The 16,480-nt window shown below is 46.5% G+C and carries 14 protein-coding genes; 7 read left to right on the forward strand and 7 right to left on the reverse strand.

Features of this window, described 5'->3' with window-relative positions:
- Window positions 1-272 precede the first annotated feature (272 nt).
- Complete coding sequence (locus QUA16_RS13580) at window positions 273-1,970, forward strand: calcium-binding protein (RefSeq protein WP_333106472.1); 1,698 nt, start codon at window positions 273-275, stop codon at window positions 1,968-1,970.
- A 117-nt stretch (window positions 1,971-2,087) separates the two neighbouring features.
- Here QUA16_RS13580 and QUA16_RS13585 read toward each other — a convergent pair whose 3' ends face one another.
- The gene (locus tag QUA16_RS13585; RefSeq protein WP_333106471.1) at window positions 2,088-2,780 is read right to left on the reverse strand and encodes a DUF2259 domain-containing protein; all 693 of its coding nucleotides are present in this window, start codon (window positions 2,778-2,780) and stop codon (window positions 2,088-2,090) included.
- A 542-nt stretch (window positions 2,781-3,322) separates the two neighbouring features.
- Between QUA16_RS13585 and clpB the strand changes: the two genes are divergently transcribed.
- Window positions 3,323-5,938, forward strand: a complete 2,616-nt coding sequence (gene clpB, locus QUA16_RS13590; protein ID WP_333106470.1) for an ATP-dependent chaperone ClpB — start codon at window positions 3,323-3,325, stop codon at window positions 5,936-5,938.
- A 97-nt stretch (window positions 5,939-6,035) separates the two neighbouring features.
- Here the strand turns inward: clpB and QUA16_RS13595 are convergent, their stop codons facing one another.
- Window positions 6,036-6,212, reverse strand: coding sequence for a ribbon-helix-helix domain-containing protein (locus QUA16_RS13595; protein ID WP_333052781.1), 177 nt, complete (start codon window positions 6,210-6,212; stop codon window positions 6,036-6,038).
- A gap of 69 nt (window positions 6,213-6,281) precedes the next feature.
- Window positions 6,282-6,461 (reverse strand): ribbon-helix-helix domain-containing protein, encoded by a 180-nt coding sequence (locus QUA16_RS13600; protein ID WP_332960054.1) that lies wholly within the window; start codon window positions 6,459-6,461, stop codon window positions 6,282-6,284.
- Between the two features lie 204 nt (window positions 6,462-6,665).
- Between QUA16_RS13600 and QUA16_RS13605 the strand changes: the two genes are divergently transcribed.
- The 3 genes from QUA16_RS13605 to QUA16_RS13615 all read left to right on the forward strand — a co-directional run bounded on the left by QUA16_RS13605 (window position 6,666) and on the right by QUA16_RS13615 (window position 8,462).
- Window positions 6,666-6,899, forward strand: a complete 234-nt coding sequence (locus tag QUA16_RS13605; protein WP_333106469.1) for a hypothetical protein — start codon at window positions 6,666-6,668, stop codon at window positions 6,897-6,899.
- A gap of 228 nt (window positions 6,900-7,127) precedes the next feature.
- Window positions 7,128-7,661 carry a DUF262 domain-containing protein gene (locus QUA16_RS13610; RefSeq protein ID WP_333106468.1) on the forward strand — a complete coding sequence of 178 codons (534 nt, stop codon included), beginning with the start codon at window positions 7,128-7,130 and terminating at the stop codon, window positions 7,659-7,661.
- Window positions 7,662-7,769: 108 nt separating this feature from the next.
- Window positions 7,770-8,462: an MAE_28990/MAE_18760 family HEPN-like nuclease gene (locus QUA16_RS13615; protein ID WP_333106466.1), complete on the forward strand. Its 693-nt coding sequence runs from the start codon at window positions 7,770-7,772 to the stop codon at window positions 8,460-8,462.
- A gap of 166 nt (window positions 8,463-8,628) precedes the next feature.
- On the opposite strand, the gene QUA16_RS13620 is transcribed toward QUA16_RS13615, so the two are convergent.
- Window positions 8,629-9,291 carry a hypothetical protein gene (locus QUA16_RS13620; RefSeq protein ID WP_333106465.1) on the reverse strand — a complete coding sequence of 221 codons (663 nt, stop codon included), beginning with the start codon at window positions 9,289-9,291 and terminating at the stop codon, window positions 8,629-8,631.
- A gap of 346 nt (window positions 9,292-9,637) precedes the next feature.
- Window positions 9,638-10,654, reverse strand: a complete 1,017-nt coding sequence (locus QUA16_RS13625) for a YihY/virulence factor BrkB family protein (RefSeq protein ID WP_333106464.1) — start codon at window positions 10,652-10,654, stop codon at window positions 9,638-9,640.
- A gap of 249 nt (window positions 10,655-10,903) precedes the next feature.
- Here QUA16_RS13625 and QUA16_RS13630 point away from each other — a divergent pair, with 249 nt between their 5' ends.
- A complete protein-coding gene (locus QUA16_RS13630) occupies window positions 10,904-11,539 on the forward strand; it encodes a hypothetical protein (RefSeq protein WP_333106463.1) in 636 nt (211 codons plus the stop codon).
- Window positions 11,540-12,091: 552 nt separating this feature from the next.
- Window positions 12,092-13,078 (forward strand): mechanosensitive ion channel family protein, encoded by a 987-nt coding sequence (locus tag QUA16_RS13635; RefSeq protein WP_333106462.1) that lies wholly within the window; start codon window positions 12,092-12,094, stop codon window positions 13,076-13,078.
- A 240-nt stretch (window positions 13,079-13,318) separates the two neighbouring features.
- On the opposite strand, the gene QUA16_RS13640 is transcribed toward QUA16_RS13635, so the two are convergent.
- Together QUA16_RS13640 and QUA16_RS13645 are read right to left on the reverse strand one after the other, a co-directional pair.
- Complete coding sequence (locus tag QUA16_RS13640; protein ID WP_333106461.1) at window positions 13,319-15,043, reverse strand: DHA2 family efflux MFS transporter permease subunit; 1,725 nt, start codon at window positions 15,041-15,043, stop codon at window positions 13,319-13,321.
- A gap of 111 nt (window positions 15,044-15,154) precedes the next feature.
- Window positions 15,155-15,790 (reverse strand): TetR/AcrR family transcriptional regulator, encoded by a 636-nt coding sequence (locus tag QUA16_RS13645; RefSeq protein WP_333106460.1) that lies wholly within the window; start codon window positions 15,788-15,790, stop codon window positions 15,155-15,157.
- Window positions 15,791-16,480: the final 690 nt, after the last annotated feature.

Consider the following 16,480-nt stretch of genomic DNA (forward strand, 5'->3'; position numbering starts at 1 on the left):
AGGGAGGAAGGAAGAGGGAAATTTTAAAATGTATTGATATAGCAAGCGCTTTCGTCGGTTAGGGCATAAAGTGTAAATAGCCCCAATTGCCGTGCGATCGCACAACCCATCTCCAAAGTTGTACTCTTAAATATCAATACTTCGGACAGTTGTTGATTACTAACCGTAGGAGAAGGGTTTCAAGGCTCCAAGGCGATCGAGCTACCAACGGAAAATTGAGGGTTTCAGACTACGAAATAAAAACTGTTCGGACTATTGAAATATCAGGGCTTATGAATATTACTCGCGTTTCAGTTGACTCAGCAGGCAATCAGGGCAATCGAGGGCCATTGGGCACCTTTTCCTCTGCTTCCATTTCGCCCGACGGGCGGTTTGTGGCGTTTGAATCTCCAGCATCCAACCTCGTGCCGGGAGACACTAACGCTAGCGAGGATGTCTTTGTGCGGGACACGCTAGCCAATACCACCACCCGTGTCTCTGTTGACTCAGCAGGCAATCAGACTCTCGGCGACTCCTACAGCCCCTCCATCTCAGCCGACGGGCGGTTTGTGGCATTTTGGTCTGATGCCACAAACCTTGTGCCGGGAGACACTAACAATACAAACGACTTCTTCTTACGGGACTTGTTGACGAATACCACCACCCGCGTCTCTGTTGACTCAGCAGGCAATCAGGTGACGAACAATGCCTCCGGAGGTGGCTCCATCACCCCCGACGGGCGATTTGTGGTGTTTTTTTCTGACGCCTCCAAGCTAGTGCCGGGGGACACTAACAATACAGCCGACATCTTCGTGCGAGACTTGTTGACGAATACCACCACCCGCGTCTCTGTTGACTCAGCAGGCAATCAGGCGAACAGGGAGTCCTACGGCTCCTCCCTCTCAGCCGACGGGCGGTTTGTGGCATTTTCCTCTCTTGCCACAAACCTAGTGCCGGGGGATACTAACAATACAAACGACATCTTCGTGCGGGACTTGTTGACAAATACCACCACCCGCGTCTCTACGAACTCAGCAGGCAATCAGGCGAACGGGGAGTCCTACAACCCCTCCCTCTCAGCCGACGGGCGGTTTGTGGCATTTTCCTCTTTTGCCACAAACTTCGTGCCGGGGGACACTGACAATAACATCGACATCTTCGTGCGGGACTTGTTGACGAATACCACCACCCGCGTCTCTACGAACTCAGCAGGCAATGAGGGGAACAGTAACTCCAACAGCGCTTCCATCTCAACCGACGGGCGGTTTGTGGCGTTTCATTCTAGTGCCTCCAACCTCGTGCCGGGGGACACTAACAATAGAAGCGACATCTTCGTGCGCGACACGCTAGCCAACACCACCACCCGCGTTTCTGTTGACTCAGCAGGCAATCAGGGGAACAGCCTGTCCTTCGAGGCCTCCATCTCTGCAGATGGGGGGAGAGTAGCGTTTTCATCTGATGCCACTAACCTCGTACCGGGAGATACTAACAATAACATCGATGTTTTTGTTTCTGACATCGGTAACATTCCAGGCAATAATCCTCTTGGTAACAACATCAACGGCACTCCCGGCAACGACAACCTGTCTGGCACCAGCGGCAAGGATATCATCAACGGTGTGGAAGGTAATGACGTACTCACCGGTTTGCGGGGCAACGATATCCTTGTCGGGGGCGAGGGCAGCGATATCCTCAATGGCGCCAAAGGTTTTGACACTCTCAACGGCGGTTTGGGAAACGATATTCTAGTCGGCGGCGCGGGCAACGATGTATTTGTTTTAGGTGCGGGATTGGGAGTTGATACGATCGCTGATTTCGCCAGCTCTCAAGATACCGTGCAATTAATCAATGGCTTGACCTTCGGACAGCTATCAATTTCGCCGGGAACTGACGGCACATTAATTACAGTAACCAGCAGCGGTGAAGTTTTAGCTTCTTTGATAGGTGTTGCTCCCAATCTCATCGGTTCTGAAGATTTCCTCTCGGTCTAGAGAGAGTAAAGCGGTCATTGGTGAAATCACTTTTACTCAGGGAACCTGATTAAAATTGGCCAACAATCCTTGTAAGTTTTGATAATTCCCAGGTCAAAAGCTGGGAATATAGCAAGCCTACAGAACAAAGCCTTGTACAACAGTAGTTTTCAAGACTCCTTCAAAAGTGCGTTCTGTCTTGTCCAGCAGGACAACGACATTGCGCCCGTTCGGAGACAAACGAACTTCTCGGATTGAATAAGAGAACACCCAATCTTGAAAATTGTTCAGCGTTCCCAGGACACGCTGCCGGCCGTTATGATTAATTACAAGACGCATGGCCGCGCTTTCTTTGCCAGCAGAAGCATTTTTTTGCCGCTGTTCCAGGCGAATTTGTAAAGGCTTTGCTGTATTGACTTTGACGGCGACGGTCTCGCTTCCATTGGCTCCAGGAGTACGAGAAATAATGTTCCGTTTAGTTCCCGCTTGAGGAGGAGTTAACTTCAAAGTTTGCCTGCTATTCCAACTTTTTTTAAGCAAGTCATCTTCTGCCATTTTAGTGCTTTTATTGGAGTCGGGTTCGCCATATTTAGTTTCGATACACCCATTTCTGATGCAGGAATTTGCAGCAACTTGGACAATTTGCAATTCGGCTTTGGGAATTCCCGCTCCTGTATCTCTGGAACTTTCTAGATACAAGTAGTAATTGCTGTCGGCGGAAAAACCCGACATCCTGTGTGCGGCACGCCAGGTACTTGCCAAAGCTTCAGGGGCTAGTGCGATCGCGGCACTTGCTATAATACCTAACGAAATTAAAGGTACAATTTTCATGGCTATATTTTCCAGTTCTGAGAGTTATAGCGGCTGTTATTGATGAGTAAAACAATAACGCTTTGGGTTTAGCTATAGGACTGTGACGCTTCTCAAGTCCTCTCTCCTATTTACATGAGTGTTTTTCCATTTTCCGCAGCAGGAGATTGTTTAAGAATGTGCCGTTTTTTCAAGTGGCACTAGAAAGCATTTTTAATGTGAGATTTGGTCTTATCTCACATCTTGCACTCTTCTCAAGAACAGGGAAGATGCCTGTTCCACAAGAAGAAAATTCACTCTTTGTGGAACAGGCCGAAAAGCCTGTTCATAAAAGCTTATTGACAATGGTGCAACATCTCAGTCTTATCCAAGAGTCCAACTTTTAGGCGCGGCAGTTTGCTTTTCCTTGCGAGAGACTGCTACACAGGACGGAAATACCTATCTCAAGATAGGGGAACACCGATCCGCCCCCCCTCCGCAACTCCCTACAATGACAATTGTACGGGCGATCGAGCAATTGCCTCTACAGCAGTCATCATTTTTAATGCAGGGAATTAAAATTTATGCAACCAAATAATCCAAACCAATTTACCGAAAAAGCCTGGGAAGCCCTCGCCCGCACCCCCGAAATCGTCAAAGCAGGTCAGCAGCAGCAGCTAGAAAGCGAACATTTGATGAAAGCTTTGCTGGAACAAGAATCGGGACTCGCTAGCAGCTTATTTAACAAAGCTGGAGTTTCTGTAGCAAAATTGCGCGATCGCACTGATGAGTTTATCAGTCGTCAGCCCAAAATTACTGGAAGCGGCGGCAACGTTTATCTAGGTCGTTCTCTCGACACTTTGCTCGATCGCGCCGAAACTTATCGCAAAGAGTACGGCGATGAATTTATTTCGATCGAGCATTTGATACTAGGTTACGTTAAGGACGATCGCTTTGGCAAAAATCTACTACAAGAATTTAAACTAGATGAAGCCAAGCTTAAAGATATCATTACCCAAGTCCGGGGGAAGAACAAAGTGACCGATCAAAATCCAGAAGGCAAATACGAAGCGCTGGAAAAATACGGCCGAGATTTGACTGAAGCCGCGCGTCAAGGCAAACTCGATCCGGTAATCGGACGGGATGACGAAATCCGTCGCACGATTCAAATTTTGAGCCGTCGCACCAAAAATAATCCGGTATTGATTGGGGAACCGGGAGTCGGCAAAACTGCGATCGCCGAAGGACTCGCCCAGCGAATTATCACCGGAGATGTGCCGCAATCTCTCAAAGACAGACAATTAATTAGCTTAGATATGGGCGCTTTAATTGCCGGGGCAAAATTCCGGGGAGAATTTGAAGAACGCTTGAAAGCGGTGCTCAAAGAAGTGATGGATAGTAACGGCAAAGTCATCTTATTTATTGATGAAATTCACACCGTTGTCGGTGCCGGCGCAACTCAAGGCTCGATGGATGCAGGCAACTTACTTAAACCCATGTTAGCGAGGGGAGAATTGCGCTGTATCGGTGCTACAACTCTCGACGAATACCGCAAGTACCTCGAAAAAGATGCGGCACTAGAACGCCGTTTTCAACAAGTTTATGTTGATCAACCAACAGTTGAAGATACTGTCTCGATTTTGCGGGGCTTGAAAGAACGGTATGAAGTTCACCACGGGGTTAAAATTTCTGACAGCGCCCTAGTGGCGGCGGCTACTTTGTCTACTCGATATATTAGCGATCGCTTCCTTCCCGACAAAGCCATTGACTTAGTTGACGAAGCAGCCGCTAAACTCAAAATGGAGATTACCTCGAAGCCGGAAGAACTAGACGAAATTGACCGCAGGATTTTGCAGCTAGAAATGGAAAGACTGTCGCTGCAAAAAGAAAGTAACTCTGCTTCGATTGACCGCTTGGAAAGACTGGAAAAAGACTTAGCAAACCTCAAGGAACAGCAAAGCGCTTTGAATGCCCAGTGGCAATCGGAAAAAGGTGTCATCGGAAACATTCAAAAGATTAAAGAACAGATTGACAAGGTTAACATTGAAATTCAGCAAGCTGAATTAAAATATGACCTCAACCGCGCTGCTGAGTTGAAATATAGCAAGTTAACTGAATTGCAAAAACAATTGCAAGAAGCAGAAGCTCAACTTTCAGCAACTCAAACCACAGGTAAAACTTTGCTGCGGGAAGAAGTCACGGAAGCTGACATTGCCGAGATTATTTCTAAGTGGACGGGAATTCCCATCAGCAAGTTAGTTGAATCGGAAATGCAGAAACTTCTGCACTTGGAAGATGAACTGCACAAGCGGGTAATTGGACAGGATGAAGCGGTGACGGCTGTTGCAGATGCAATTCAACGATCGCGCGCAGGTTTAGCCGATCCCAATCGTCCGGTTGCCAGTTTTATCTTCCTCGGCCCCACGGGTGTTGGCAAAACCGAATTAGCCAAAGCATTAGCGGCTTATCTGTTCGACACCGAAGAAGCGATCGTGCGAATTGATATGTCGGAATACATGGAAAAACACGCGGTTTCTCGGTTAATTGGTGCGCCTCCGGGATATGTTGGCTACGATGAAGGTGGACAATTAACTGAGGCTGTGCGCCGCCGTCCTTACTCCGTGATTCTATTCGATGAAATCGAGAAAGCGCACCCGGATGTCTTCAACATCATGCTGCAAATTCTGGATGACGGCCGCGTTACCGATGCTCAAGGTCACACGGTAGACTTTAAGAATTCTGTGATTATTATGACATCGAATGTCGGCTCTCAATACATCTTAGATGTGGCGGGAGATAACGAACAAATGCGGAGTCGGGTGATGGAAGCGATGCGGGGAACTTTCCGCCCGGAATTCTTGAACCGGATTGATGAGATGATTATCTTCCACGGTTTGAGTAAGACGGAACTGCGGCAGATTGTGCTGTTGCAAGTTAAGCGCTTGGAAAAACGGTTAGCCGATCGCAAAATGTCTCTGAAATTGTCGGAATCTGCGATCGACTTCTTAGCCGAAATTGGTTACGATCCGGTTTACGGTGCGCGGCCTTTGAAACGGGGAATTCAGCGCGAGTTGGAAACGCAAATGGCGAAGGGCATTTTGCGGGGAGATTTTGCTGACGGCGATACCATTTTTGTGGATATCGAGAATGAAAGGTTGGCGTTTAAGCGGCTGCCGGCGCAGTTGGTGACTGCTAAATAATTTGGGTAGGGTGGGCTGCGGCCCACCTTATTTTTTTGAGGCGATGGTTCTTTTTTTGACTGCTGATGGACGCGAATGGGATTGCGGGCGATCGTTCTTAAGGGCGATCGTTTTCTGATTTATCTTTTTTGAGCTCTTGGCGATCTCTGACTGCTTTAGCTGCGACATGGGAGAGAAGGTTTGCGAGGGTTCTATCTTCTTCTTCGGCCCATTCGGACAAGGCTTGATGAACGTCTTCTGGCAGTGTAACTGTAACTCGCATTCGTGAAGGCATAGGTGGGCAGGGTTTTACTTCAATTGTCTTAAATTTTACACTGCAAACCCTTTCAGTATGGCGCCGTCTTCAACTCGGGCGATCGCTCCGGGATTGGTCCTTTTTCTGCTCTTGGCGCTCTCTAACAGATTTCGTCAGCAGGTAAGTTGTCAAACTGCTAACGGATCTGCTTTCTTCTTCTGCCCATTCTTCCAGAGCTTTTTGAATCTCCTCTGGCAAGTATGCGGTAACTCGTCCCCGTGAAGCCATTCGTTGCACTGCAAAACATCTCAACACACTCCATCTTACGCTGTTTTGAGTTAAGACCGATAAAAATATTTCGTTTTAAGTCAATTTATATTATTGTACGTCATTATGTGTTATATTGGCACCTGTAAACAGTCAAAAGCCAGCCCCTTACTGTCGAAGGTTCCGGGCTGGCTCTGGCTCCAACATTCAATGGAGACGAATTCTATGATGACATACAAAGAACGCTTGTGTTGTTGGGCGATCGCCCGTCTGTTACCCTCTGAGCAATGGATAATTGTTGCCCGCTTCCGCAGTCGTTCAGATGCAGACGGGCATTTTCAGTTTTTGCGACAAACTATACCTCACGTTAAGTTTGAGGTTGTGTTCGATTCCAGTGGGGAAAGTCACCGTTTATCGGCGTTGGGCTGCCCTTCCAATTACGTCAGCAGCGCGTTATAAATGGTAAATTTCGCGGCGGTTTCAGTTAACTAAACATTGGCGATTCCCTACGGGATAGCTTCGCACGCGCGTACTTTTTTTGATAAGTGCGATCGGCCGTACCCTCTCAGCCAAATCAGAATTTATACTGGGGTTGCCTCAAGACTAAAATTCTCCGAACAGGAATTTATCAACCTTGGGCTGTGGTAAAATGATCGTATCCACACCACTTTCTCGTTACTTAAAAATATGCGATCGCAACTAGAACAAATTACGCTTCAAGACAGAAATGCTGCTGAAATGGAAATTCGCGACAAGCAGAAGCAAATTAATTACGATACGAGAGACTATCCCCTCGAAATACTTGTTAAAAAATATATGGAAGGAATTAACGATGATACTAATAAGTTGTTTATTCCCGACTACCAACGCGAACTTGTTTGGGATGAAGCAAGGCAATCAAAGTTTATCGAATCGGTAATTTGGGGGCTGCCAATACCTTCTATATTCGTTGTTGATATCGGCCATGATGAAAATGATGAACCACGTTTAGAGATCGTATACGGTGCACAACGCATTCTTACCCTAACTAGATTTGTTAACAACGAATTAACCTTAATTGGACTCAAAAAAATAGAGCAGTTAAATGGATTTAAGTTTAGTGATTTACTCATGCCTCGCCAGAGGAACTTCAACCGAAAGACAGTTCGGACTATCCAATTAACTGAAGCTGCGAATGAGGAAGTCCGAAGAGATTTATTTGAACGGATACAATCCTTTTAATGGCAATGTAAATTCATTTTACCTACTGTACAAAATCTGAGGCAACCAGTTTAATAAATGTAGTGGCGCGTATTGAATATTTCCGCAATTAACTGCCATGTCACACTCATGAATACTGTATTTTTAGACTTTAATACACGCGCCAAAGAGGTGAACGATTACTTCATTTTTTTGGAAAACTTGGAAAAACAGACAACGAAGTTAGCTTTATTCGATACTCGTGGCAAATACCAAATTCAAAGCCTCGCTCCAGAGTTAGCAAAAACTCTCAAAGCTAATGCTTTTTTGTTGCTGTATAATTTAGTTGAATCCACTATGCGAAATGCGATTGAAGCCATATTTGAGGAGTTTAAAAATAAATCCATCTCATTTGACCAACTCCAACCTGAAATTAAACTGATCGTCCTCCAAAATCTTAAAAATCGTTCTCCTAAGAAAATTTATTTAACAATTAATCAACTCTCTACTGATATCATCACAGCTACATTTGAACGTGAAGAACTGTTTTCGGGGAATGTGGATGCTAGGTTAATTAAAGAAATAGCAGACAAATACGGTTTTTCATATCAAACAGACTTTGCTAAGACAAAAAACGGGCAAAATCTTGTAGTGATTAAAAGTAATAGAAATGACTTAGCGCACGGCATTAAGTCTTTTGAGGAAGTAGGGCGAGATAAGACCATTAAGCAACTATTAGAAATGAAGGAAGAAGTCGTAGAGTATTTGACGCAAATACTGGAAAATATCAGAGATTATCTTGACAATGAAGAGTATTTGGAGTTACCCACAGGTAATCCTTAATTTTTGTTTTCTTCAGTCCGCGCAGGTGTCCAGAAACCGGGTTGTGGCGAGAAGACTTCCTACAGCCTGCAGAAAAAGCAAAAAACCCGGTTTCTCGCGCTCGCCATCAACCGAAAAGGACGCAATTACCTTAAAAAACCGGGTTTTGGCGGCCAGGACTACTAACTTACTTCCGCACCATCACAGAGCGAATCACAGCATTCGGGTGATACTTGTTAGTCTGATAAAATCCCCCTTGACCCGCGCCATAAACTCCCCCAAATTGTTTGCCTTCAGCCTGGGGAACAAACATAATGTTTCTAGTGGGTTGCTTGGCAAATACAACCCCTTCTCTCATTTCATTATCCACGTTATAAGATAAAGTAGCCTTACCGTAAATTGCCTCAGCTTGTTTCAGAGTCATTCCCGGCCCGACGCCCTGAACTGTTTTATAATTAGAATTCTCAGTCATCAAAAGTTCAATGACATCGGTATCTTTTAGCTTTGTACCCGCAGCGTAGATAATCCGATATTGCACTTTTCCCGACTGGCTGACAGCCACAGAATCAAAGTCTACCATAAAAGGAGACTCTACCTTAAACTGCGCCGTGGAACCCAGAGCCTTTTTCAATTGTCCGAAAGTCATCCCCACCTTCGCCGCTCCAATTGTGCGATCGGAAATTGTTAAACTTGCAGAAGGTGTTTTTTGAGCAGCATTTGCCGTTTCCCCCAGCTTATTTGCACCCCCAAGCGCAACAGCGGAACCCGGAACCGAAATTAAAGTGAGGTAACTGCCGATCGCCAACAAAGCAGCTATCATTGATCCAGACAAAACTTTAATATTCAACATGACTAATTCTCCTAGATTTCAAATGCGACTGTCTACCCGCATCTTTTTGACTATCCTGGGTCTCACCCTCCTAGTTTGGATTCTCAGAGGTGTTGGGATATTGACATTCATTCCCGGTGGTGTTATCTGGATACTCATTTTTCTGTCTTTTGTTGCGGGTATCCTCAGCACTTTACTCCGCAGGTAAGCCGGCATCCGGTAATTAATAATAGTTTTTTGACTGTTCACTGTTCACTGTTCACTGTTCACTGTTCACTGTTCACTGTTGTCATAACAAATAACAAATAACAAATGCCCAATGCCCTGTTTGGCCAATGCCCTGTTTGGCCAATGCCCTGTTTGGCCGTTATTTTAGTTTCATTGCCTTTCCGACTGTTACATTCAACTGAGCGCCGATGAGCATGACCAAAGAAGAAAGATCGAGCCACAGCAGCAACACAATAAAAGTTCCGATCGTGCCGTAAGCCCAACTAAAATTGCCCACATGCAAAACATAAAACCGAAATAAAGCTGAAAATAGTGCCCACAAAATAGCAGCAAAAACAGCTCCTGACAAAATAGGAATATCTGGTTGACGGCGGCTCGGCCCGTAGCGGTAAACAAAGGCAAAGGCAAGTGATACAATTCCCAAAGAAATCGGCCACCGCCACAGCCGCCAAACATCTAAGAGTTGCGACTCCAAAGGGCAATTGCCGGCGAGCAGCAAGCAATTTTGAACATCTTTTAAATTGCAATTGGCGACGGACTCCAGCAGGCAACTCTGGCGGGCAATAGCTTGTACAATTAAGTCGCTGACAAATACTACTCCCGATGCCAGAATTAATAGTATAATTGTACCGACACTCAGCGCCAGAGAAATAAGTTTTGCTTTCCAAAATGGTCGAGTTCGAGCGCAGGGGATTTCATGGATGCGATCGAGTGCAGCCATCGCCGCGCTCATTACTCCAGAAAATGCCCAAATCGCCCCAAGAAAGCTCACCGAAAACAGCCCTTTACTGGGAGTTAACAGAATTTCTTTGATTAAGCCACCAATCAAATTCCGAACGTTATCGGGTATAACTTCGCCCAAAAGACGGGCGATTTGATAAAGTGTTGACTGCAAAGGTTCAAAGAGGGCGATCGCAGATAAGATCGCCAACAGCCCCGGAAACAGCGCCAGCATAGAATTGTAGGCCATTTCCGCAGACAGCCCCGGCAAGCGCTGTTCTCCCGCCTTCGCGGCGACTTCCTTGAGTGTCCCCCAAGTCAAACACCGACAAAACAGCCAAAACCCCCCAAATTTCCGTTTGAGAGCTCGAAGCAGCCTCAAAAATGCCTGAAACAAAGCTAAAATCAGGTAGCGCAACCAGTAAAAAATGTTCATAGCGCACAGGCAATGGGGCGAAAGATGAGGTACACAAGTCGTTAATTAATTAATATCAAATCCGGTTGCATCGGAATTATTCCTCTCTGTATTCTCTCCCTCTGCGTTCTCTGCGCCCTCTGCGGTTAAATCATTCCGATGCAACCGGAAACGATATAAGCCATTATCAACTCGCAATTGCCAATTCTCAATTGCCAATTCCCAATTCCCCAATCTAAAATCTAAAATCTAAAATCTAAAATCAATATTATGGCTCAGGATGTCAGACAGTGGTTAGATGAAATCAAGCGGCTGCAACAGCAGTTAACAGAAGTTTCGCGCGATCGCGATGAGGCCGGTGAAAGTGCCGCTCAGTGGCGCCAACTCTACAATACCGAAGCCGAGCAGCGGCGGAATGATGCTAAATTAACTCAGCAAACCATCGCTTCTCTGGAAGCACAAATACAGCAATTACAAAATTTTTCCCCCATTATGCCCGAAGGCGACGATGCTGGAGTTGCTCGCCAGCAGGAAGTCGAACAACTGCAAACTGTAGGCGAACTTAAAGCTAAGTTAACAGAAGTTCTTCAAGAGCGCGATCGGGCGATCGAACAAGTTAAACAACTCACTCAAGCCCTCAAACAAGAAGAAGCCCGTCACGCCGAAACTAGCAAAAATTTAACTAGCGCCCTCGGAGATGCCGTTGACTTGCTCACGAAAGCCCAAAATCCTGCCCCTGCAAAAACCGAGACAGTATATTCTTTGGAGATAGTACCTACTCGCACTGCAAATCCTGGCGAAACTGCTCTGGAAATACGCCAAACTTCAGCCCAAACAGGCAAAAATCCCGCCCAACTTCCACCTTCTAAAAATCAGTTACTCGATCTACCGCCCTTTGGCAATTAGGAGTTAAAAATTCAGGAATTTTCGGCATGGCGAGTCCCTTTAGCAGATGGGATTTAGTCAGGGATGCGTTGTTTTTGCCTTAACTGCAATTAGGCTGCATTAATTTATCAGCTTCTTTAGGATATTCAATTCCGCTTATATCGGAATGATTAAACCACAGAGGACGCAGAGGACGCAGAGGAAGGGAAGAGAGATGAATAATTCCGATGAAGGGCTGAGTTGGTATTATTCCGCATCTACGGATGGTCTACTAATCGATGTAACTGTACTATAGCAATCCTCGCATCAGTTGTACAAATAAGTAGGGGTAGTGCTACCCCTACTCCCCGTGCCTACCCCCCACGGATCGGGGCAACCACGGGGGGTTTGCCCCTACAAAAATTACACAATTCATTTAGAATTGCTATATATTTCAACCTATAATCTGCATTCAAAATTTTGAGGACTGCCACAAAATCTTGCTCGCGTCGTACCAACCTACAGTCTTTAGATAGAACTTAACCGAGCTAAATTTTAGTAATATCGACAACGACTGATACGCGAGGAAACTTCATGAAGGCAGAGATATCCGCAGTCTGGGTAAAGATTCAGAGCATGATCGACGGCTTGATTATCCTGTTGCCCAATATGGTGCTGGCGTTAATTGTCTTTGCAATCTTTTTCTTTTTTGGCAGGGCAATTAAAAGAGCGGTCAGGCGGCTTACTCGCAACCACCACCAAGCACGAAATTTGGGGCTGGTGTTAGGACGGTTGGCGCAGGGTACGATCGTTCTAGTTGGCCTGTTTGTTGCCCTTTCGATTGTAATTCCCACATTTAAAGCTGGGGATTTGATTCAATTGCTGGGAATTAGTGGGGTGGCGATTGGTTTTGCCTTTCGCGATATCTTGCAAAATTTCTTAGCCGGTATCCTAATTCTGTTAACTGAACCGTTCCGAATCGATGACCAGATTGTGTTTAAAAACTTTGAGGGAACGGTAGAAAATATTGAGACGCGCGCTACAACAATCCTAACCTATGATGGTCGCCGGATTGTCATTCCCAATGCCGAATTGTTTACGAATTCGGTGACAGTGAATACTGCTTTCGATAAACGCCGCACGGAATACGATTTTGGTATTGGTTACGGCGACGATATTGACCGCGCCAAGCAGTTAATGCTGGAAGCATTGTACAGCATAAAGGAGGTGTTGAAAGATCCTGCACCCGATGTGCTGGTGGTTCAGCTAGCAGAAAGTACCGTCAATATCCGCGTTCGGTGGTGGATTACTCCGCCGCGCCGAATGGACGATATGCGATCGCGCGACAAGGTAATTTGTGCTATAAAAAAAATGCTTGTGGAAAACGGCATCGATTTGCCTTATCCCACGCGACAAATTTTGTTTCATGACCAAACCGAAGAGACCGATGGCGATCGCTCCCTGCAGCGCGAAGGATGGCCCGCCGGCAAAAGTAAAGTTCCGAAACCTCGCCCTATTGGGGGTTCTGTGGGAAAACTGGCCTTTGGGCGATCGCAACAAGACGACAACGGAAAATCTTAACAGCATCACCAGTCATGAAAAATATCAAGTTGAGAAAACGGCGTTGCTGAATACAGGTATGAATTCAAGATTTCCCAATGGCTATAGGCCCGCTTGAGGGTGAGTTTTGTAACATCAAGCGAAAAGGTGATTCATACCATGAATCAGCAACGCCACAAATTGGTTGTTTGAGGCAAGCGAGCTCAAAGTCTATCCAACCGGAGGCTGTGGAGTAATCGCTACAGAATTACAACCAAGCAATTAGTGAGCAGCAGGTGCTTTGGCTCCAGCGCCTCCCTTGCCGAGAAACAGCAGCAATGGCAGCGAGCAGAGAAAGACAATGCCGACAAAGCGAAAAATGTCTGCGTAGGATAGAACGGCTGCCTGCGTATTGACTAATTGGGAGAGCGCGGCGAGGGCTTGTTGTTGGGCAGTTGCGGCATCAAAACCCCGACTCTGAAACAAACCAGTAAGTGCACTGAGCCGCTCAGTTGTTTCTAGATCGTAAGGCGTTAAGTTTGCCAACAAAATGGCTCGATGAAAAGCCTCTCGTTGAGCCAGTAATGAGGTCAGAATGGCAATGCCAATACTACCACCGAGCTGACGAGTCAAGTTATAGAAGCCAGATCCAGCCGATACATCTTCTTTGGGGATGGAACCCAATGTTGCCAAACTCAGGGGCAGGAACATCAAAACCGTAGTTGCACCGCGCCAGATTAGGGGCCAAAACAAATCATCAGTTCCGGTTTGGGGCGTGATTTTTGCCAGCTCGAACATGACGGCTGCCGTTCCACCTGCTCCCAGCGCAATTAAAATGCGGGCATCCACCTTAGTCGAAATTTTGCCCAGTAAAACCATGATGATGGCGGACGCTAAAGCTCCCGGAGCGAGTAGAAATCCGGTTTGCGTTGCCGAAAAGCGCAGCACGCCTTGAGCAAACAGCGGTACAGCAAACAAGGCTCCGTACAACCCCATGCCCAAAATACCAGAGTAAAGGCTACCGGCTGCCAGGGATTTATGCCGCAGAACCCGCAAGTCAACTGCTGGTGCTTTTGTGCTGAGTTCTCGCCAGATGAACAGAAACAGCCCCATAACCGCCACAAACGCCAGAAGCGTAATGAAACCCGATTCAAACCAGTTTTCTTTTTCCCCTTCTTCCAAAAATCCTTGCAAACTACCTACCGCAATACACAGCAGTACAATTCCTGTCCAGTCCACTTTCTGCTGGCTCCGTCCGTGTGGCTTCGAGTCTGGTCGGAGAAACACGATCGCCATGATGACAGCCACAATGCCGACGGGCAAATTGATAAAGAAAATCCAGCGCCAGCCTAATGTATCGGTCAGATAGCCGCCTAGGGTGGGGCCAATAGCCGGACCTGCAATCACCCCAACTCCAAACACCGCCTGCGCTAACCCCTGTTCCGCAGGCGGAAAAGTTTCAAACAGAATCGCTTGCGCTTTTGCCAACAGTCCGCCTCCGCAAAAGCCTTGAAGAATTCGAGCTAGCACCAGCACCGGCAGGTTGATGGATAGACCGCATAACATCGATGCGGCTGTGAACCCGATCATGGAAAAGACAAAGTAGGTTTTCTTGCCGAAGAAGTCCCCCAACCAAGCCGAGAGCGGAATCATCACAACGTTGGCGATCGCGTAACCCGTTACGACCCAAGCAATTTCAGTCACGGTTGCGCCTAATGTCGCCTGCATATCTGTTAAAGCAACGTTCACAATGCTAGTATCAATGACTTCTAGAATGGCTCCCAGAGAAGCCGTCAGGGCGATCGCCCACTTGAGCGGTCCCTGCACATACCCGGCTGCATCATAGGCAGATTGTTTCAATTTTTTTAATGGTTTTGCTCGCTTTTGTTGAGCGTTTTGTTGAGCGTTTTGCTGGTCTTGAGGCTCAGACTCTTCCGAATCGGTAAAAGCCTGAATATCAATAGAATCTCGTTCAGTTGCATGACTCTGTATTTGAGGGCGTTCCATCTTTAGTCTCTACTTCTGCGATCGCTCACGGCAGGTGCTTCGCACCACCGCAACGGCTTAGGGTGCTTCAATCCGAAAATGCCAAATTCATACGAAAATTGTCAGAAACCTTTATTCTGGAGACGAAGTACGACTTACAGAAGACGCTGCTGTGCTGACTCCCCGCACCCATAAATCCACACACCCTTCGATGTATCGTTTACGGCTGTAGCCCCGGTTTACTTGAGAAACATGGCGGCGAATCATACCAGACAGCAGCATTCCAGTTAATTGATCCACTGCTAGTGGCAGGTCAACATTCGGACGAATACTGCCGCGTTCAACACAGGTTTGTAGATAGGAAATTAGTTTTTCACGCAGCGGTAAAAATGATTGCTGAAGCACCTCCAGCGCTTCTGTCGGATGCCGGTGAGCTTCACCAATAAACATCCGAAATAGAGCTTCGTACTCCTCCAGCATGTCGTCGTGGAGCTTTGCATAATGCAGGAGATCGCGGCGTAGGTCATAAGTCCATTCGTCTTGATGCGCCAACGCCTCCGTCCGCAATGCTGTAATGTGGTGGGCAACCGCACTCAACACTTGCTCTTTGCTCTGAAAGCGGCGAAATAAAGTAACTTCACTCACATCTGCAACACGAGCAATTTCACGAGTTGTCGCTCCAACGTAGCCTTCTGTAGAGAAAACTTCAATCGCGGCTTTCAACAGGCGATCGCGGGTTTCTGCTGCACTTCGATTCGTTCTACTCATCTCAATTAATGTAAGCACTAACTTACATATTCTAGATCGCCAAAGGGTTGTAGCTTCAGCAGAAAGACGGATTTCTGAGACACTTTGGGTGGGATTTACGCTTATATGCCGAGAAACTAGGAAAAATCCTCGCGCTCCGAAACTAGAGATCGCAGCAAGAAACCCGGTTTCTGGGGTAAAGCCGAGAGAGAGGTAGAGTTGAGGGGAGTGTTGCCACTCCACCCCTCTGTTCCGAAACCGCGCTTGCGATTGTTCACTGCACAGGTTGACGGGGTGACAATTCCGTCAAAAGCCTTACCTGTAGCCTAGGAGCGAAACTCGCAGCTCAAAAAAGATGGGCTAAAATTCACTTATTCGCCCTATTCAGTAATTCTGTGCGTGCCGAGCTGTGCGATCGCGTTAAGAATTTTAGAGTTCTGATTACCATTCTGAATATACATATCGGCAATCTATCAGAGTACGTTTTAATTTAAGCCTTTTTAGGTGTTCTAATATTGCTTGAACATCTTGATATGAAGCAGGTTTCACAGCAAACTGCTGTACTCTTTTGTGAAAGATTGCATAGTACCGCTGATCGCCGCTATTATTTTCATTTAAATCAACCCATTTGACATAAGTAGGTAGGCGTAAAAAAACCAAATCATGTTAAGATAAGTAAACACTCAAGATTTGATTTACAAAATCAACAAA

The organism is Microcoleus sp. S13_C3, from assembly GCF_036700905.1.
Lineage (GTDB): Bacteria > Cyanobacteriota > Cyanobacteriia > Cyanobacteriales > Microcoleaceae > Microcoleus.